The sequence below is a fragment of the Novosphingobium sp. Chol11 genome, from assembly GCF_900218065.1.
In the GTDB taxonomy this organism is placed as follows: domain Bacteria; phylum Pseudomonadota; class Alphaproteobacteria; order Sphingomonadales; family Sphingomonadaceae; genus Sphingobium; species Sphingobium agri.
Genome location: NZ_OBMU01000001.1, coordinates 53,339 through 69,048, shown reverse-complemented (window position 1 = coordinate 69,048; position 15,710 = coordinate 53,339). Strand labels below are relative to the sequence as shown.

At 63.1% G+C, this 15,710-nt stretch carries 23 protein-coding genes; 16 read left to right on the top strand and 7 right to left on the bottom strand.

The genetic code is table 11. The features are described 5' to 3' along the window. Positions 1 to 18 precede the first annotated feature (18 nt). On the bottom strand, positions 19 to 459 hold the full coding sequence (locus NCHOL11_RS00350) for a J domain-containing protein (RefSeq protein WP_097090568.1): 441 nt from the start codon (positions 457 to 459) through the stop codon (positions 19 to 21). Next, the gene (locus NCHOL11_RS00345; protein WP_097090567.1) at positions 459 to 1,268 is read right to left on the bottom strand and encodes a division plane positioning ATPase MipZ; all 810 of its coding nucleotides are present in this window, start codon (positions 1,266 to 1,268) and stop codon (positions 459 to 461) included. The genes NCHOL11_RS00350 and NCHOL11_RS00345 overlap by 1 nt, the downstream gene beginning before the upstream one ends. 103 nt (positions 1,269 to 1,371) lie before the next feature. On the opposite strand from NCHOL11_RS00345, the gene panC reads away from it, so the two are divergent. Continuing rightward, the gene (panC, locus tag NCHOL11_RS00340) at positions 1,372 to 2,217 is read left to right on the top strand and encodes a pantoate--beta-alanine ligase (protein WP_097090566.1); all 846 of its coding nucleotides are present in this window, start codon (positions 1,372 to 1,374) and stop codon (positions 2,215 to 2,217) included. Positions 2,218 to 2,283: 66 nt separating this feature from the next. Here the strand turns inward: panC and NCHOL11_RS00335 are convergent, their stop codons facing one another. Both NCHOL11_RS00335 and hemE read right to left on the bottom strand, forming a co-directional pair. Beyond that, positions 2,284 to 2,724, bottom strand: coding sequence for a CopD family protein (locus tag NCHOL11_RS00335; RefSeq protein ID WP_097090565.1), 441 nt, complete (start codon positions 2,722 to 2,724; stop codon positions 2,284 to 2,286). Beyond that, positions 2,724 to 3,785 (bottom strand): uroporphyrinogen decarboxylase, encoded by a 1,062-nt coding sequence (hemE, locus tag NCHOL11_RS00330; protein WP_097090564.1) that lies wholly within the window; start codon positions 3,783 to 3,785, stop codon positions 2,724 to 2,726. Before hemE ends, NCHOL11_RS00335 begins: the two co-directional genes overlap by 1 nt. 288 nt (positions 3,786 to 4,073) lie before the next feature. Between hemE and NCHOL11_RS00325 the strand changes: the two genes are divergently transcribed. From NCHOL11_RS00325 to NCHOL11_RS00275, 11 genes are all read left to right on the top strand, one after another. Beyond that, complete coding sequence (locus NCHOL11_RS00325) at positions 4,074 to 4,901, top strand: pyruvate, water dikinase regulatory protein (RefSeq protein WP_097090563.1); 828 nt, start codon at positions 4,074 to 4,076, stop codon at positions 4,899 to 4,901. Further along, entirely contained in the window at positions 4,898 to 5,491 is a 594-nt protein-coding gene (locus NCHOL11_RS00320; protein ID WP_097090562.1) for a Maf family protein, read from the top strand. The genes NCHOL11_RS00325 and NCHOL11_RS00320 overlap by 4 nt, the downstream gene beginning before the upstream one ends. Further along, complete coding sequence (gene aroE / locus NCHOL11_RS00315) at positions 5,488 to 6,309, top strand: shikimate dehydrogenase (RefSeq protein WP_097090561.1); 822 nt, start codon at positions 5,488 to 5,490, stop codon at positions 6,307 to 6,309. The genes NCHOL11_RS00320 and aroE overlap by 4 nt, the downstream gene beginning before the upstream one ends. Positions 6,310 to 6,315: 6 nt before the next feature. Next, a complete protein-coding gene (gene coaE, locus NCHOL11_RS00310; RefSeq protein ID WP_097090560.1) occupies positions 6,316 to 6,909 on the top strand; it encodes a dephospho-CoA kinase in 594 nt (197 codons plus the stop codon). A 47-nt stretch (positions 6,910 to 6,956) separates the two neighbouring features. Beyond that, the gene (gene dnaQ / locus NCHOL11_RS00305) at positions 6,957 to 7,649 is read left to right on the top strand and encodes a DNA polymerase III subunit epsilon (protein WP_097090559.1); all 693 of its coding nucleotides are present in this window, start codon (positions 6,957 to 6,959) and stop codon (positions 7,647 to 7,649) included. Between the two features lie 81 nt (positions 7,650 to 7,730). Then, positions 7,731 to 8,336 carry a ribosome hibernation-promoting factor, HPF/YfiA family gene (gene hpf / locus NCHOL11_RS00300; RefSeq protein ID WP_097090558.1) on the top strand — a complete coding sequence of 202 codons (606 nt, stop codon included), beginning with the start codon at positions 7,731 to 7,733 and terminating at the stop codon, positions 8,334 to 8,336. A gap of 127 nt (positions 8,337 to 8,463) precedes the next feature. Further along, positions 8,464 to 8,931 (top strand): PTS sugar transporter subunit IIA, encoded by a 468-nt coding sequence (locus tag NCHOL11_RS00295; protein WP_097090557.1) that lies wholly within the window; start codon positions 8,464 to 8,466, stop codon positions 8,929 to 8,931. A 1-nt stretch (position 8,932) separates the two neighbouring features. After that, positions 8,933 to 9,388, top strand: coding sequence for a PaaI family thioesterase (locus tag NCHOL11_RS00290; RefSeq protein WP_097090556.1), 456 nt, complete (start codon positions 8,933 to 8,935; stop codon positions 9,386 to 9,388). Then, positions 9,378 to 9,716, top strand: coding sequence for a DUF1491 family protein (locus NCHOL11_RS00285; RefSeq protein WP_247232061.1), 339 nt, complete (start codon positions 9,378 to 9,380; stop codon positions 9,714 to 9,716). Before NCHOL11_RS00290 ends, NCHOL11_RS00285 begins: the two co-directional genes overlap by 11 nt. 181 nt (positions 9,717 to 9,897) lie before the next feature. Further along, positions 9,898 to 10,545, top strand: a complete 648-nt coding sequence (locus NCHOL11_RS00280; protein WP_097090555.1) for a cell wall hydrolase — start codon at positions 9,898 to 9,900, stop codon at positions 10,543 to 10,545. A 92-nt stretch (positions 10,546 to 10,637) separates the two neighbouring features. After that, entirely contained in the window at positions 10,638 to 11,147 is a 510-nt protein-coding gene (locus tag NCHOL11_RS00275) for an MmcB family DNA repair protein (protein ID WP_097090554.1), read from the top strand. 25 nt (positions 11,148 to 11,172) lie between these two features. Here NCHOL11_RS00275 and NCHOL11_RS00270 read toward each other — a convergent pair whose 3' ends face one another. After that, positions 11,173 to 11,406, bottom strand: coding sequence for a hypothetical protein (locus tag NCHOL11_RS00270; protein ID WP_097090553.1), 234 nt, complete (start codon positions 11,404 to 11,406; stop codon positions 11,173 to 11,175). Between the two features lie 197 nt (positions 11,407 to 11,603). Beyond that, positions 11,604 to 12,227, bottom strand: a complete 624-nt coding sequence (locus NCHOL11_RS00265) for an ankyrin repeat domain-containing protein (RefSeq protein WP_247232044.1) — start codon at positions 12,225 to 12,227, stop codon at positions 11,604 to 11,606. A gap of 46 nt (positions 12,228 to 12,273) precedes the next feature. Between NCHOL11_RS00265 and NCHOL11_RS00260 the strand changes: the two genes are divergently transcribed. The 3 genes from NCHOL11_RS00260 to NCHOL11_RS00250 are packed head-to-tail and all read left to right on the top strand — an operon-like array spanning position 12,274 to position 14,051. Then, positions 12,274 to 12,930 carry an SCO family protein gene (locus tag NCHOL11_RS00260; RefSeq protein ID WP_097090552.1) on the top strand — a complete coding sequence of 219 codons (657 nt, stop codon included), beginning with the start codon at positions 12,274 to 12,276 and terminating at the stop codon, positions 12,928 to 12,930. Positions 12,931 to 12,934: 4 nt separating this feature from the next. Beyond that, positions 12,935 to 13,360, top strand: coding sequence for a YcgN family cysteine cluster protein (locus NCHOL11_RS00255; protein ID WP_097090551.1), 426 nt, complete (start codon positions 12,935 to 12,937; stop codon positions 13,358 to 13,360). After that, the gene (locus NCHOL11_RS00250) at positions 13,341 to 14,051 is read left to right on the top strand and encodes a M48 family metallopeptidase (RefSeq protein WP_097090550.1); all 711 of its coding nucleotides are present in this window, start codon (positions 13,341 to 13,343) and stop codon (positions 14,049 to 14,051) included. Before NCHOL11_RS00255 ends, NCHOL11_RS00250 begins: the two co-directional genes overlap by 20 nt. Here NCHOL11_RS00250 and trhO read toward each other — a convergent pair. Continuing rightward, positions 14,042 to 14,869, bottom strand: coding sequence for an oxygen-dependent tRNA uridine(34) hydroxylase TrhO (gene trhO / locus NCHOL11_RS00245; protein WP_097090549.1), 828 nt, complete (start codon positions 14,867 to 14,869; stop codon positions 14,042 to 14,044). The two genes, NCHOL11_RS00250 and trhO, sit on opposite strands and share 10 nt — an antisense overlap. Before the next feature lie 64 nt (positions 14,870 to 14,933). Here trhO and pdeM point away from each other — a divergent pair, with 64 nt between their 5' ends. Further along, positions 14,934 to 15,593: a ligase-associated DNA damage response endonuclease PdeM gene (pdeM, locus tag NCHOL11_RS00240; protein ID WP_097090548.1), complete on the top strand. Its 660-nt coding sequence runs from the start codon at positions 14,934 to 14,936 to the stop codon at positions 15,591 to 15,593. Positions 15,594 to 15,710: the final 117 nt, after the last annotated feature.

The window sequence follows — 15,710 nt, the reverse complement described above, 5'->3', positions numbered from 1 at the left end:
GAACCCTGTTCTACCGCCCTAGCAGCTGGGCGGCTGCTGCTTTTTGTCCGATTCAGACAGCAGCAGGTCGCGGGCGGCGTTGATTTCCGCCGCCAAGGCTTCCGTGCCGCCGCGATCGGGGTGGACCGAGGCGATCAGCCGCCGGTGGGCTGCGCGGATCATATTTTCGTCGGCATCCTCAGGGACGCCGAGCAGGGCGCGCGCTCTGGCGATGCTGGCCGGTTCGGGAGCTGCCTTGGGAGCGGCGGAGCGCTTTTTATGGCGCGACTGGTTCATGAAAAAGAGCGCCGCGCCCAAAAGCAACGGCGCTCCGGCGAGCGGCTTGCCCTTGGCCGCCATGACCGCGCCCACCAGCGCGCCCCCCAACACCATGCCATCCTTCACACTCATGCGCTGCAAACGTCCCGTCCAGATGAGCCAGGCGGCGAGCCCGAGAAGAAGAAAGGCGAAAAGACCCATCAGGCCGCGCCGAGAAGATCGACCGGCGTCCTTTCCTCACGCGATGGAAGGGCAAGGCCGGAGACCATCTCGCGCAGTTCCTGGCGGGCGGCGATGTGGCTGACGCCGAGGTCGCCCAGATGCCCCTTGTCGAGCAGGGTGAGGCCGGAGGGGAAAAGCTCGCGGAAGATGACGCGCTCGGAGAGGCCGGGAATGACGCGGAAGCCGACGCGGCGGGAGAGTTCCATCAGAGCGTCGCCGACGCGCTTCTTGTTGCGGGCGTCATGATGCTGGACGCGGTTGCGCAGGACGACCCAGTCGATCGAGACGCCGTCCGCCTTGGCGCGGGTCTTGCGGGCTTCGAAGATGAGTTCGGAATAGAAGGACAGGCGGCGGACCTTGAAGGTTTCCGCGTCGACCTGGCCGATCAGGTCGAAATCCACGAAGCTGTCGTTCATCGGCGTTACCAGCGTATGAGCGCGGGCGGCCATGTGGCGGGCGAACAGGTCATCGCGGCCGGGGGTGTCGACGACCAGGAAATCCTTGCCCTCTGCCACGGCGGCGGATTCTTCCTCCAGCGCCTCGATCGTGTCGCCCTTCAGCACGGCGAAGTCCGGCGCGGGGAGGTCGATGCTGCGGCGGCGGGCGGTTTCGGCGCGATTTTCCATGTAGCGCGTGACGGTGCGCTGGCGCGGGTCGAGGTCGATCATGCCGACCTTGTAGCCGAGCGCGGTCAAGGCGATGGCGGTGTGCACGGCGGTGGTCGACTTGCCGGTCCCGCCCTTTTCATTGGCGAAGACGATATGATGCGTTTGGGTGTTCGTACCCATTGATAACCCCGTTTATTGCCGCAACGATTCTTGACCCTATTGTCGGGTCGTGCCTTTAGCAGGATAGTCCCCGTGCACCTGCCATATCGGAGCCCCTCGTCCCGTGCAAACCCTGCGTGACCTTCCTTCCTTAAGAACCGCGATCGATGCGATGAAAAGCGTTGGGCGGCCCGTCGCGCTGGTGCCGACGATGGGCGCGCTGCATGAAGGGCATATGGCGCTGGTCGAGGAAGCGCGGCGGCATGCCGGGCATGTCGTGGTGTCGATCTTCGTCAACCCGCGGCAGTTCGGCGCGAACGAGGATCTGGACGCCTATCCCCGGCGCGAGGCCAAGGACGCGCAGATGTTGCAGGCCGCAGGCGTCGATGCGCTGTGGGCGCCTACCCCGCAGGTCATGTATCCGGAGGGCTATGCGACCAACATCTCCGTTTCAGGGATCACCGAAGGATTGGACGGCGCGGCGCGGCCGGGGCATTTCGATGGCGTGGCGACGGTCGTCACCAAGCTGTTCAACCAGGTGCAGCCCGATGTCGCGCTCTTCGGGGAGAAGGATTATCAGCAGCTTGCGATGATCCGGCAGATGGTGCGCGACCTTGACATGCGGATCGAGATCATCGGCGTGCCGACGCAGCGGGCCGAGGATGGGCTGGCCCTGTCATCGCGCAACGCCTACCTGACCGACGAAGAGCGCAAGGAAGCACTCGCCCTGCCCCGCGCTTTGGGTGAAGCGGCGCGGCAGATGGAGAAAGGCGCGAGTGTCGAAGCGGCGATTGCCAAGGCGATCACGATGCTGAGCGCGCATGGCTTTGAACCTATCGATTATGTGACGCTGTGCGACGCGGTGACGCTGGAGCCGATGCACGTGCTGGATCGCCCCGCGCGGCTGCTGGGCGCGGCGAAGCTGGGGCGGACGCGGCTTATCGATAATATTGCGGTGGAGCCTTCCTGAACCATTCCAGCGGAGGCTGGAATGACGAGGTTCATGAGATCCCAGCTTTCGCTGGGATGACGCTGTTCAAAAAGGTTTGACGATCACGGCGACCACAATGACTGCGGCGGCGATGCCGGGGACTTCGTTGATCAGGCGCAGCTTCTTTTCGCTTAATGGGCGCAGGCCTTTGGCGAGCTTCTTCGCATAGCCTGCGATCCAGCCATGATAGGCGGAAAGGCCAAGGACGAAGAGCAGCTTCAAGTGGAACCAGCCGAATTGCCAGGCGCCAATTTCCACCATCAGCATGAGGCCGAAGACCCAGACGAGGATCAGAGAGGGATTGAGGATGATCTTGAGCAGCCGCTGCTCGCGGTCGATCCATTTGCGGTCCTCATCCGATCCGACGGCGCATTGGTGATGATAGACGAAGAAGCGCGGCATCATGAACAGTCCCGCCATCAGGAAGATGACGAAGATGACATGGGCGGCCTTCACCCACAGATAGGCAGCTCCAAGATAAGGCATCAGCTTCCCTTTCCTTGCCGGACATAGGCGATGAGCGCCTCGACATGGGCGATCGGCGTATCGGGGAGAATGCCATGGCCGAGGTTCAGAATGTGGGGCCTTCTCGCAAAGGCGGCGCGGATGTTGTCGACCGATTCCTCGACCGCCCTGCCCCCGGCGATGAGCGCCAGCGGATCGAGATTACCTTGCACAGGCAGCCCCTCCGGCAACACCCGGTTCGCCCAATGGGGATCGATGGTTTCATCGACACCGATCGCGTCAACGCCGGTCCCTGCCGCATAGTCGGCAAGCTTCGCTCCAGCGCCCTTGGGGAAGCCGATGATCGGGACGCCAGGATGCAGGCTTTTCAGCTTTTCGACGATGCGGCGATTGGGTTCGATCACCCAGCGGTTGAACTGAAGCGGCGCCAGGCTGCCTGCCCAACTGTCGAACAGCTGCACCGCCTCTACGCCGGCATCGATCTGGCCTGACAGATAGGTGACGGTGGACTCGATAATGGCATCGATGATCGCGCCGAACCGTTCCGGGTCCTGATAGGCGAGACGACGAGCCGCGCCCTGATCCTTGCTGCCCTGCCCGGCCACCATATAGGTGGAAATGGTCCAGGGACTGCCTGCAAAGCCGAGGAAGGTAACGGAGGGGTCCAGCGCCGCTTTCACCCGCCGCACTGTTTCATAGACGGCTTCATAGCGGCTGAGGTCAGGCTTCAGCGCTGACAAATCGGTTTCGCCAAGGATGGGTGCGAGGCGAGGCCCCTCCCCTGTTTCGAACCAGAGATTTTGCCCCATCGCGTAAGGCACGATCAAAATGTCTGAAAAGAGGATCGCACCATCGAAGCCGAAACGGCGCAGCGGCTGAAGCGTGACTTCAGCGGCCGCCGGACTGTCATAGACCAGTTCGAGAAATCCGCCCTTCTGCGCGCGCAAGGCACGATATTCAGGCAGATAACGGCCCGCCTGGCGCATCAGCCACATGGGCGGCAGGGACAGGCTTTCACCCTTCAGGACGGAAAGCAGCGGCTTGGAAGGTCCAGCGGAAAGGCCGGCATCTGGTCCCGTCATAATCTCTCTTATTTAGATTCTTAAAAAGGATGATGGAGATAGTAGAGGCGTTGGCAGCGGGGTTTATGCGCTGTGCCCGGATTTGCCAACAGCTTGACTCCTTCACGTCAAGGATTCCGGTGCGAGTCAGTCCGTTCATCCACGTTACCCACAGGCTGTGGATGAAAATGACGGCCTGTGGGAGCCATGTGGATAAGATTCCGGCTAATGTGAGCTACCTAAAAAGGGGTATTTCGTCCGCAACCTATCCCTTGCTTTATCCACAGGCTCCACACAGAGATATGCGTCATGTCGCGTATCCATCTGCATTTGCTGTCTGACTCCACCGGCGAGACACTGGAAAATATCGCCAAGGCGGCGATCGGCGCCTTTGAAAATGTCGAGGCGGTGCGGCATTTCTGGCCGATGGTGCGGTCCGATGTCCATCTCGACCGGATCATGGAGGAGATTTCCGCCAATCCGGGCCTCGTCCTGTTCACCCTGTCCAATCACCAGCTGCGGCGGCGGCTGGAAACGCGCTGCCGGGCACTGGGCCTGCCCCATGTCGCTGCGCTCGACAGCGTGACCGACGCGCTGTCCAACATATTGGGTCAGGAGACGCGCAACCGCCCAGGGCGCAAGCATATCCTCGACGAAGCCTATTTCGCGCGGATCGAGGCGATCCAGTTCACCATCGCCCATGATGATGGCGTGGGCCATGAAAATTGGGAGGAGGCGGACATCGTATTGGCGGGCGTGTCGCGCGCGTCCAAGACGCCGACGTCCATTTATCTTGCCAATCGCGGATACAAGACGGCGAACATTCCGCTGGTGGTGCAATCGCCGCCGCCGCGCAGCCTTTATTCGCTGAGGCACCCGATGGTCGTGGGGCTGACCGTCAGTCCTGAGCGGCTGGTGCAGATCCGCCGCAACCGGCTGCTCTCTTTGAACCAGGCGCCCGAAACCAGCTATGTCGATCTGGAAAAGGTGCAGGAGGAACTGGCCTTTGCCCGGCGCATGTTTGCCGACAATGGCTGGCCAGTGATTGACATGACGCGTCGCTCGATTGAGGAAGCGGCGGCTGCGATCATCAATCTGTTCAATGACCGCGTGTTGGCGGAAGGAAGTGAATCATGATCGTGCTGGCGTCACAAAGCGCAAGCCGCCGGGCGCTGTTGCAGTTGGCGGGCGTCCCGTTCGAAGCGCTCTGGCCCGGCGTCGATGAAGAAGCGGCGAAGGAAGCGCTGCGGGCGGAAGGACTGGACGCGCGGGCGTTGGCGGATGCATTGGCGGAGTTGAAGGCGCTGCGCATATCACGCCGGGTGCCAGGTGGATTGATCCTGGGATGCGACCAGACGCTTAGCCTTGATGATGGCAGCATGATCGACAAGGCAGTGGACCGGGCGGATGCGGAGCGGATTTTGCGCCTGTTGTCGGGGCGGGTGCATCATCTGCATAGCGCGGCCGTCATCGCGCTGAATGGCGAGCCGATCTGGAGGCACATCGAACGGGTGCGGATGACGGTGCGGCCCTTGTCCGATAGTTTCATAGCTAAGTATCTGGATGATGAATGGGAGCAGTGCCGCTGGTGCGTTGGCAATTACCGGATCGAAGGGCCGGGCGTGCAACTGTTCAGCAAGGTGGAAGGCAGCCAGTTCGCGATTCAGGGGCTTCCGTTGCTGCCGCTGCTTGACTTTCTGCGCGTGCGGGGCGTTCTGCCGTCATGACTGACACGCTTCCCTATGCAGAGGTGATCGGCGATCCGATCGCGCACAGCAAATCGCCGCTCATTCATAATTTCTGGCTCGATTGCCTGGGTATCGAAGCGGAATATCGCAAGACGCATGTGACGGCGGAGGGGCTTTCCGCCTATTTTCTGGAGCGCAGGGCGGATCCGGACTGGCTGGGATGCAATGTCACGATCCCGCACAAGATCGCGGTGATGGACTATACCGACGATCCGGGCGGCGTGCGCGAGCGGATCGGGGCGATGAACACGATCGCCAGCGAAACTGGCGGGCCGCTGATCGGGACCAATACCGATGCGGGCGGATTCCTCCAGCCGTTGCTCCGCGACAAGTGGAAAGGGGAGAGCGCCGTGCTGGTTGGCGCGGGGGGCGCGGCACGGGCGATCCTGTTTGCGCTCACCAGCCTGGGCGTGGCCGATATCACCGTCATGGCGCGCGATGCGGCGAAGGGGCAGGCCTTGCTTGACCGGGCGAAGGTCAAGGGGCGCGTGATCGGCATGGGCGACATGCTTCCGGCGGCCGATCTGCTGGTCAACACAAGTTCGCTCGGCATGGTGGGTCAGCCGGTGCTCGATCTGGACCTTTCCACCCTGCCCGATGGGGCGACGGTCTATGACATTGTCTATGCGCCGCTGGAGACTCCACTGCTCAAGGCAGCGCGGGCGCGCGGATTGAAGGCCTTGGACGGGCTGGAGATGCTGATCGGGCAGGCGGCGCTGGCGTTCGATATCTTTTTCGACGCGCAGGCCCCCCGCGAGCGGGACGAGGAATTGCGCGCATTGCTGCTGGCGGCCTGACGCGCCATGAAAATCTATGGGCTGACCGGATCGATCGGCATGGGGAAGTCGGCCGTGGCCGCCATGCTGCGGCGGGAGGGCGTGCCAGTCTTTGATGCGGATGCGGAGGTGCATCGGCTGCAAGGGCCTGGGGGCAGGCTGTTGCCAGCCATCGAGGCGCGCTTTCCCGGGACGACCGGGCCTGCGGGCGTCGACCGGGCGAAGCTGGGGGCGGCGGTGTTCGGGCATCCCCAGGAGCTCAAGGTGCTGGAAGCGATCGTCCATCCGGCGGTGAAGGAAGAGCGGATGACGTTCCTGCGTCGGCATCGCTCGCGCGCCTTTGTCGTGCTGGACATTCCGCTGCTGTTCGAAGGGCATATGGAGCGCAAGCTGGCAGGCGTCATCGTCGTGACGGCGCCAGCCTGGAAGCAGCGCAAGCGCGTGCTGGCGCGCAAGGGCATGACGGTGGAGAAATTCCGCAGAATCCTGCACTTGCAGACGCCCGATGCTGAAAAGCGGCGGCGCGCACACTATATCATCCATACAGGCACCACATTTGCGGCCACGCAGCGCCAGGTGCGGCGCTTGGTTGCTTGCCTTGGATCAAAGACGGGCCGATAAGGGATAGGCCGACAGGGGTGAGCCGCAGAGTCGGCATGAAGAGGTCAATGCGCGAAATCATATTCGATACCGAAACGACTGGATTTGACCCCGCTTCTGGGGATCGAATGGTGGAAATCGGGTGCATCGAACTCGTGAATCGGGTGCCCACAGGCCGCACCTTCCATGCTTATTACAATCCCCAGCGCCTGATGCCCGCCGCCGCCGAGGCGATCCACGGGCTGTCCGACATATTCCTGAAGGACAAGCCGCTTTTCGCCCATGGCGTGGAGGAGCTGCTCGACTTTCTGGAAGACAGCCATCTGGTCGCGCACAATGCGCGGTTCGATTTCGGCTTCCTCAACCATGAGCTGAAGCTTTGCGGCCTGCCGGAAATCGGCATGCACCGGATGATCGATACCGTCGCGATCGCGCGGCAGCTGCATCCGGGCGCCAAGCATAGCCTGGACGCGCTTTGCACCCGCTATGGCATCGATCGCAGCCATCGCGTCAAGCATGGCGCGTTGCTGGACGCCGAATTGCTGGCGCAGCTGTATATCGAATTGAGAGGAGGCCGTCAGATCGGCCTTGGTCTTGCACAGGAGGAAGAGAAAGACGCCATTCGGGTGGAACTTGCGGCCAATATCGCGGTTCGCCCTGTTCGTCCCGCGCGGGTTTTCACGGCCAGCGCGATGGAGCTGGAAAGGCATGCAGCGTTTGTCGCAACGCTGGAAAAGCCGCTCTGGCTGGAGGAGGCTTGAAGGCTGGTTCGACATACTGCCCTTCACGCTTCGCCCAACCGGACTGCCTCCCGCAGCCCGGCAAGAACAAGGAGAAGGCATATGGATATTCGTGTTTCCGGGCATCAGGTCGATACGGGCGACGCTCTAAAAGAGCATGTGGCGACCCGGTTGGAGGCGATGGCCGAGAAATATTTTTCGCGCACGATTTCCGCCCAGGTCACGTTCCGGCCTGCGCCCCACGGGGCTTTCCACTGTGATATCGTCTGCCATGTGATGACCGGCCTGATCCTCAAAGGAGCGGGAGAGGCGCAGGAAGCGCATCCGGCCTTCGACCAGGCGGCAGAAAAGATCGAGCGGCAGCTGCGGCGCTACATGCGCCGCCTGAAGGACCGTCATCCCCAGGCCGTCGCGGCCGAGGCGCAGCGGGCCAATGGCTATGACCTCAATGGACTGGATGGCGCGGGCTATACCATTTTCGCTTCGTCGCCGGAGGAAGAGGAACCGGCTGACGCACCGCTGATCGTGGCGGAAACGCGGGTCGATATTCCCGAAGCGAGCGTCTCTGACGCGGTGATGATGCTCGACCTGCGCAACACCAACGCGCTGTTGTTCCTGAACGCGGGCACATCGGCCTATAACATGGTCTATCGCCGCCAGGATGGGACGATCGGCTGGGTGGAACCACGGGAGCAAGCACGCGCCTGACCATCGGGCCCGGTCCCGGGCCGCCATTGACCCGAAGCGGCAGGCGGCTTATGGGGCCGGGCTTTATATCCCCGGGCACGCGTGATCAAAAGGGGCGTGGCGCGCGCCCGGCTGTTCCAGGTTGGTCATGGTTCATTTCAACGACATCGTCGCGCCACAAGCACTTGCAACGGACGTTTCGGCTAACGGCAAAAGGCCGCTGTTCCAGAAGATCGCGCAACTCGCCGCTTCCGCTTACGGGCTGGATGCAGCCGCGGTATCGGATGCCCTGTTCGAACGGGAGCGGCTTGGGTCGACTGGCTTTGGCGGCGGCGTCGCCATTCCGCACGCGAAGATTCCCGGCCTGGAACGGATGAGCGGCGTCGTGGTGCAGCTCAATCCACCGCTCGCCTTCGATTCGGTCGATGACGCGCCCGTGGACATCGTCTTCGCCTTGCTTTCCCCTGTGGACAGCGGGGCGGAGCATCTGAAGACATTGGCCCGCGTGTCGCGCTATTTGCGCGACGAGGGACATGTCGCGCGGCTGCGGGGGGCGAAATCGGCCGAAGCGCTGCACGCGCTGCTGGCTGGCGGCGAAGCGCGTGACGCCGCCTGACATGGCCGATGTGCCGAGCGGTGAGGCAGCGCATTTTCGTGCGCTGGAGAATCTCTACCGCTCCGCGCCGATCAACCGGATGTTCCGGTCGGAACTGACGATCGCCGAACCCGGCCGTTCCATCATCGAATTCGATGTCGATGAAGAACAGTTCCATGCGGCAGGCGCTGTCCATGGCACCGTCTATTTCAAGATGATGGACGATGCGGCCTTCTATGCGGCGAACAGCCTGGTCAGCGATCGTTTTCTGCTGACGACCGCGTTCAACCTGTTGTTCACCCGGCCCATCGGACCAGGGCGAATCCGTGCGGAAGGCCGTTGGATCAGCGGCAAGCGGCGCGTGTTCGTCGCCGAAGCCAGCCTGGTCGATATGGACGGCGAAGAGGTCGGCCGGGGAACGGGCACTTTCATGCGGTCGCACATCCCGCTGTCGTCATTGCCGGGTTATGCAGGCTGACCGGCTGACCAGCGCGATGCTGATCGGCGTGCTGGTAAGGCGCGCAGCGGCGGCAGGGGGCTTCGCCACGGTGCTGGTCAAGGGCGACGAGATCAGCGGCGTGATCCTGATCGAAGCAGCGGAAAAAGGGCAGTTCGCGGGGCTGTTCGAACGGGTGTCGGACTTTGCTGGCGGGTACAGGATGGAGCGGTGCGGGCCTGCGGCGGAAGAGGGAACCGATTCCCTCAATCAATATCTAGCGAGGCGGCGACGTTCGGACCCCGATCTGTGGGTAATCGAACTCGATATCGCGGATGCGGAACGGTTCGCCGCTGAAACGATCTGCTAATCGTTGACTCTCCGGCTGGCCAAAGGCACTGGCCGCTCCCAACGCTTAACGCGCAGGTTGCCAAATTCGCCCGTGGGGGGCGGGGGAGGTAAACACGCAGACGGGGGGCGGCCTGACGTCGATAGTTGTGTGGGGTTTTTCCCGACGTCCCTGGCCAAGAACCGCATGTTTCTGAGTTGTAATGAGTTTTCGTTTGAAGGCCGCGACTGCCGCGGCATTTGCCCTGACCGCCACCGTCGCGGTAACTGCGGCCGACATGTCGAGCGCTAGCGAAGTCGCTCCATCGGTCGTTTCCCTTCCCGGAAATCAAGAGCTGAATGCAGCTCCGGCGGCTTCCAAGCCCGCTGTTGTTTTCGCCGCGCCGCGCGAAGTCGCGCAGCCGCTGGCCAATCTTTCCGACAGCGCCGATGTGCGCGCCGACAATCTGTCTGCCCTGGTCGCCTCGCACGGCGAAGCCGAAAGCGTCGAAGGCGACATGAAGTGCCTGGCTGGCGCGGTCTATTTCGAATCCAAGGGCGAAAGCCTGGAAGGCCAGCTGGCCGTCGCTCGCGTGATCATCAACCGGGCGAAGTCGGGCCGTTTCGCCAGCAGCCTGTGCGGTGTCGTCTATCAGCCGGGCCAGTTCAGCTTCGTGCGTGGGCGCGGCATGCCCGCCATTCCGATGGCAAGCGAAAGCTGGCGCGAGGCGGTTGCGATCGCCCAGATCGCCATGCAGGACAGCTGGAACAGCAAGGCGGAAGGCGCCCTGTTCTTCCATGCCCGCCGGGTTTCGCCGGGCTGGGGCAAGCGCCAGCTCGCCGCGATCGACAATCATATCTTCTATCGCTGATCCTCGGGTCGCACATCACAAGGACAGCGGGCCGGTTCAGGAAACTGAATCGGCCTTTTCTTTTGTTCCCTTCCTGTTCTAAAAGCTGGACCATGAGTCCGGCTTCTTCCCTGCCCGCGCCTGATGAGGGCTGCTCTCCACTGACTGACGGCACCGCCTTGGCCGTCGCGCGTGGGACGTTGCGGCTGTTCTTTCGGCACGACATGAGCGGGATATTGGAAGTGCCGCTGCCCAACGGCCGCCGTGCCGACATCATGGCGCTGGATAGCGCGGGGCGCATCACCATCGTAGAAATCAAGTGCAGCCGCGCAGATTTGCTGGGCGACATGAAATGGCCTGATTATCTCGATTATTGCGACCGCTTCTTTTGGGCAGTGCCTTCCGGCTTCGACTTGTCGCTCTTCGACAGCGAGGCGCTGTGGCCCGCGCGCACCGGCTTGATCGTGGCGGATCAATATGATGCGGAATTGCTGCGGCCTGCGCCGGTGGAGCCGCTTGCGGCTGCGCGGCGGAAGGCCGAGACGCTGCGCTTTGCGCGGCGAGCAGCGCGGCGGCTGACCGCGCTGGCGGACCCGGACCATGCTGCGGAATTGGGGTGGTGAGGGCTAAACGCCACCACCTTCATCCTTATCGGGGGCGCTTGCCCCAATATTCGTCAGCCAGGAATCGGTTGAGCGCAGTGGAACCCTGCCGGGCCGCAGTTCGGGCCATGTGGCGGCGGATGTCGTAGCTGCTGTTGGTCAGGCTGCCATGAAATGAGTCCAGCGCCTTCTTCATGTCATGGGGGGCATGCGTATAGGGCTGGAATATATTGCCGAGTGCCTGTTCCCAGGCTTTTTCGATATCGTTCTTGCGCTCCATGACCGGCCTCTCCAGGCTTTCAGGATTATGGAGAGAAGATGGGAAGGCGCGGGGCCGGAGACAAGGCGGTTCGGGCTGAGCTTGTCGAAGCCCTTTTCCTTTCTTGAAGGAAGTAAGACCTTTCGACAGGCTCAGGGCGAAAAGTGGACGGCAGACTTAGACTAGCGCGTCCGTTGTAGACCGCGGGCTTGGCAACTTTAAAAAGTCGGACCCTGGACCGGACCCGATGGCGTGGCCTTCGGCTTGGCAGCTGCCAGTGCTTCGACGATTCCCGAAGTGCGGGCGTCCCGTTCAGCATAATCACGCGCGGACATGCCAGCGATCGTGTCGCGCTTGTCGGCATTCGCTCCCTGCGCGACGAGCAGGCGGACCATCCCGATGTCGCGTAGCTGCACCGCGCGGATCAGCGGGGTTTCGCCGCTGCCATTGGTCTTGTCGATCTGTGCGCCGTTGCCGAGCAGCGTGCGGACGCCATCCTCGAAACGGGCCTGCACCGCATTCATGAGCGGCGTGTTGCCGCGATTGTCGGCAAGATTGGGATTGGCGCCCTTAGCGAGGAGGAAGGAAAGCCATGTATTATCGCGCCGGGCGATGACGAGATGCAGCGCGGTCTCTCCGCTGGTGACATCGCGGCTGTTGATGACGGTCGATCCCGGCTTCTGGATCAGGTCGGTGACTTTCTGCCCATCGGCATCCTTCACCGCCTTCAGGAAATTATAGGCGTCCGAAAATTGCGCCTGCGCCGCGACCGGCGAGAGCAAAGTCAGCGCCAGGGCAGCAGCGCGAGCCGCACCCATCCAAGCCGGAAAAGCCTTCATCATCGTCCTTGAGCCCCGTTGGCATTTGCAATGGCGCCCATAGCAGGGCATGGCTGGCGGCGCCATGAACAAAGCGATCCGTCCCCTAATCCTGCCGCTCATAGCGCTGCTGGCCGCCTGCAATATGGGTGGCGGCGGCAACGCATCAAGCGAGGCGGAGAGCATGCGTGGTGATCTGGCCGGAGCGCGCATCGGTGCGCCTTTCATCCTGACCGACCAGGATGGGAAGAAGGTGCGGTGGGACGATTTCAAGGGCAAGTACCGGCTGGTCTATTTCGGCTACAGCTATTGCCCCGACGTCTGCCCGCTGGACTTGCAGCATATCATGCAGGGCTTTTCCCAATTCGAGAAGGCGGATGCGCAGCGCGCGGCGAAGGTGCAGCCGATCTTCATCAGCGTCGATCCGGATCGCGACACGCCGGCCGTGCTGAAGACCTATGTCGCGGCGTTTCACCCCAGGCTGATCGGCCTCACCGGTACGCCGGAGGACGTCGCGAAGGTGGCGAAGGATTTCGTCGTCATTGCCAACAAGGAAAAGGCGGAAGGAGCCAGCGGCTATCTGGTAAGCCATAGCCGCACGCCTTATCTGTTCGGGCCCGACGGTCAGCCCGTGGCTCTGGTGCCGGTGGATGATCCGGGATCGGCGGACAAGCAGGAAGGCACGGCGGATGATGTACGCGCCTTCCTGGAAAAATGGGTCAAGTGACGGTTTGAACTTCTGGGAAAAGCCCCTCGACAAGCTGGACCGCGCGGAGTGGGAAGCGCTGTGCGACGGGTGCGGCAAATGCTGCCTGCACAAGGCTGAGGATGAGGATACGGGGCGCGTCTATCCGACCAACGTCGCCTGCCGTTTGCTCGACCGGCATAGCGGGCAGTGCAGCAATTACAGCGAACGGCGGCGCTTCGTGCCCGACTGCGTCCGGCTGACCCCGCAAAAGGTGAAGACCATCAGCTGGCTTCCGCGGACTTGCGCGTATCGGCTGCGGGGCGAGGGCAAGCCGTTGCCGTCCTGGCACTATCTGATCAGCGGCGATCGCGAGGCGGTGCATCGTGCGCGGGAATCAGTGCGCGGCTGGACGATTGCGGAGGCGGACGCGGGCGATTGGGAAAACCATCTTGTCGACCGCGAAATCTGACAGCAGCATCACGATCGACGGGGTTGCCGTTCCTGTCCGCATCCGCCGGTCAGCGCGGGCCAAAGCTTATCGTCTGTCGCTCGACCATGCGCGCGGGGAATTGCGGTTGTCGCTGCCGATGCGGGCCAATCTCAACCGCGCGCTGGGGTGGGCGCAGGGGCATGAAGGCTGGGTCCGGACGCAGATGGCGGCGCGGCCCGCGCTGGTGCGATTAGAGGATGGGACATGCTTTCCTCTGGAAGGGCGGGAGTTCCGCATCTGCTGGATCGCGGACGCGTCGCGCACGGTGCGGATCGAGGGCGACCGGCTGACGCTTGGCGGCGTGCGCGAATCGGTGGGGCCGCGTGTGCTGCGCTGGCTTAAGGCGCGTGCGAGGGTGGTGATGGAAGAGGAAAGCCATGCGATGGCGCGCGATCATGGCCTGATCGTGGCGTCGGTCGGCATAGGCGATCCTCGCAGCCGTTGGGCCAGTTGCGCGTCAAGCGGGGCGATCCGCTACAGCTGGCGCCTGATCCTGTGCCCGCCGCATGTCCGGCGCGCGACGGTGGCGCATGAACTCGCCCATCTGCTGCACATGGATCACAGCCCGGCCTTTCACGCGGCCCATGCGCGGATATTGGGAGAAGATCCCAAGCCCGCCCGCGCCTGGCTAAGGGAGCATGGGTCGGGGTTGCACCGCTATCACGCCTGAGATGAGGCGGTGTCACCTTCTGCCACGCAGACATGCGCTGCGCCCTGACGATGGGCGAGGCCACAGCTGCGGCAGATGATGTGGTTGCCGGGCGTCAGGCCGTGGCCGACCGACACGCGTTCATCGAACACATAGCAGTCGCCCTGCCATCGGCTCTGGTCTTCCGGCATTTCTTCCAGATAGCGCAGGATGCCGCCGCGCAGATGATAGACATGCTCAAAGCCGCGCGAGCGCACCAGCGCCGTCGACTTTTCGCAGCGGATGCCGCCGGTGCAGAACATGGCGATGCGCGGCTCGCGGCCTTCTTCGCGCAGCTGCTCGGCGAAGCGGTCAAACCAGGCGGGAAATTCGCGGAAGGAGCGCGTGCCGGGATCGATCGCGCGGTCGAAGCTGCCGACGGCAACCTCATAGGCGTTGCGGGTGTCTATGACGATCGTGTCGGGATCGGCGATCAGCGCGTTCCACTCGGCCGGGTTGAGATAGCGCCCGGCTTGGGATGCGGGGTCAAGGTCGCCTGCGCCCAGCGTCACGATTTCCGCCTTCACCTTGATCTTCATGCGGGCGAAGGGCGGTTCTTCTGCGGTGGCGAATTTGACGTCGAGATCGGCGCAGCCCGGAAGCGTTCGGATATGGGCGAGGAGGGCGTCGATCGCTTCGGCACTTCCAGCGACCGTGCCGTTTATGCCTTCGCGCGCGAGAATCAGCGTGCCGCATGTGCCGAGCCGCGCGCAGATGTCCCGCAGCTCAACCGCCAGAGCTTCAGGATCGGCAAAGCTGGCGAAGCGGTAAAGCGCGGCGATGGTGAAAGGCGAAGCCATGGCGCGCCCATAGCGGCTTCAAACCGCTCTTGAAAGGGCGGGCGCGAGCGCGCATAGGCGAGCCATGGTTCCCTTTTCGTTCGCGGGTCACGAATTCATGGCTTTGCCTGAGGCGGCGCTATTCTGGCCCGCGCGATCGGCTTTGCTGGTGGCGGACCTGCATTTCGAGAAGGCGAGCTGGTTCAGCCGGTTCGGCCAGTTCCTGCCCCCGCATGACAGCCAGGCGACGCTGGACGTGATCGAGGCGCTGGTGGCGCGGACGGGCGCGCGGGCGGTGTGGTCGCTGGGGGACAGCTTTCACGATGCCGATGGCGCGGCGCGGCTGCCGTCCAAGGCCCGCGAGCGGCTGGAGGCGCTGACGGCGCGGCTGGATTGGTTGTGGATCACTGGAAATCATGACGCCGGCATGGATGCGACGCCGGGTGGGCGGCGTGTCGTGGAAGCCGAGGTCGATGGCATCTGGCTGCGGCATGAGGCCGATCCGGTCGATCCGCGACCGGAAATTTCAGGCCATTTCCACCCCAAGCTCCGCCTGTCGTTGCGTGGGCGACGGGTATCGCGGCGTTGCTTTGTCGGCTCTTCTTCCAAGCTGATTCTGCCTGCCTTGGGCGCGCTAACCGGCGGGCTGGACGCAGGACATGGCGAAATCCGTCGCGCCGTCGGGCCCGGCGCTATGGCGATGGTGCCGGTGGCCGACCGCATGCTGCGTTTCCCGCTTGGCTAGCAACGCTACGGAAACGTAGCGTTAAGCTGTTGCTGCTAAGCCACAGAAACCTGTAATCAGGTAAACCAACGGACGCAAAGGGTTGGAAAAGCTGGCTTGCCTTGCCTTTGGCCTGCT

What these genes read in the sequence shown, in the direction of transcription:
- NCHOL11_RS00295 (WP_097090557.1), top strand. Translation starts at nt 8,464, where the DNA reads ATGGTTCATTTCAACGACATCGTCGCGCCACAAGCACTTGCAACGGAC.
- NCHOL11_RS00285 (WP_247232061.1), top strand. Translation starts at nt 9,378, where the DNA reads ATGCAGGCTGACCGGCTGACCAGCGCGATGCTGATCGGCGTGCTGGTA.
- NCHOL11_RS00275 (WP_097090554.1), top strand. Translation starts at nt 10,638, where the DNA reads ATGAGTCCGGCTTCTTCCCTGCCCGCGCCTGATGAGGGCTGCTCTCCA.
- NCHOL11_RS00350 (WP_097090568.1), bottom strand. Translation starts at nt 459, where the DNA reads ATGGGTCTTTTCGCCTTTCTTCTTCTCGGGCTCGCCGCCTGGCTCATC.
- aroE (WP_097090561.1), top strand. Translation starts at nt 5,488, where the DNA reads ATGACTGACACGCTTCCCTATGCAGAGGTGATCGGCGATCCGATCGCG.
- hpf (WP_097090558.1), top strand. Translation starts at nt 7,731, where the DNA reads ATGGATATTCGTGTTTCCGGGCATCAGGTCGATACGGGCGACGCTCTA.
- NCHOL11_RS00345 (WP_097090567.1), bottom strand. Translation starts at nt 1,268, where the DNA reads ATGGGTACGAACACCCAAACGCATCATATCGTCTTCGCCAATGAAAAG.
- NCHOL11_RS00290 (WP_097090556.1), top strand. Translation starts at nt 8,933, where the DNA reads ATGGCCGATGTGCCGAGCGGTGAGGCAGCGCATTTTCGTGCGCTGGAG.
- coaE (WP_097090560.1), top strand. Translation starts at nt 6,316, where the DNA reads ATGAAAATCTATGGGCTGACCGGATCGATCGGCATGGGGAAGTCGGCC.
- NCHOL11_RS00280 (WP_097090555.1), top strand. Translation starts at nt 9,898, where the DNA reads ATGAGTTTTCGTTTGAAGGCCGCGACTGCCGCGGCATTTGCCCTGACC.
- dnaQ (WP_097090559.1), top strand. Translation starts at nt 6,957, where the DNA reads ATGCGCGAAATCATATTCGATACCGAAACGACTGGATTTGACCCCGCT.
- NCHOL11_RS00270 (WP_097090553.1), bottom strand. Translation starts at nt 11,406, where the DNA reads ATGGAGCGCAAGAACGATATCGAAAAAGCCTGGGAACAGGCACTCGGC.
- NCHOL11_RS00265 (WP_247232044.1), bottom strand. Translation starts at nt 12,227, where the DNA reads ATGATGAAGGCTTTTCCGGCTTGGATGGGTGCGGCTCGCGCTGCTGCC.
- NCHOL11_RS00260 (WP_097090552.1), top strand. Translation starts at nt 12,274, where the DNA reads ATGGCTGGCGGCGCCATGAACAAAGCGATCCGTCCCCTAATCCTGCCG.
- trhO (WP_097090549.1), bottom strand. Translation starts at nt 14,869, where the DNA reads ATGGCTTCGCCTTTCACCATCGCCGCGCTTTACCGCTTCGCCAGCTTT.
- hemE (WP_097090564.1), bottom strand. Translation starts at nt 3,785, where the DNA reads ATGACGGGACCAGATGCCGGCCTTTCCGCTGGACCTTCCAAGCCGCTG.
- pdeM (WP_097090548.1), top strand. Translation starts at nt 14,934, where the DNA reads ATGGTTCCCTTTTCGTTCGCGGGTCACGAATTCATGGCTTTGCCTGAG.
- NCHOL11_RS00325 (WP_097090563.1), top strand. Translation starts at nt 4,074, where the DNA reads ATGTCGCGTATCCATCTGCATTTGCTGTCTGACTCCACCGGCGAGACA.
- NCHOL11_RS00335 (WP_097090565.1), bottom strand. Translation starts at nt 2,724, where the DNA reads ATGCCTTATCTTGGAGCTGCCTATCTGTGGGTGAAGGCCGCCCATGTC.
- NCHOL11_RS00320 (WP_097090562.1), top strand. Translation starts at nt 4,898, where the DNA reads ATGATCGTGCTGGCGTCACAAAGCGCAAGCCGCCGGGCGCTGTTGCAG.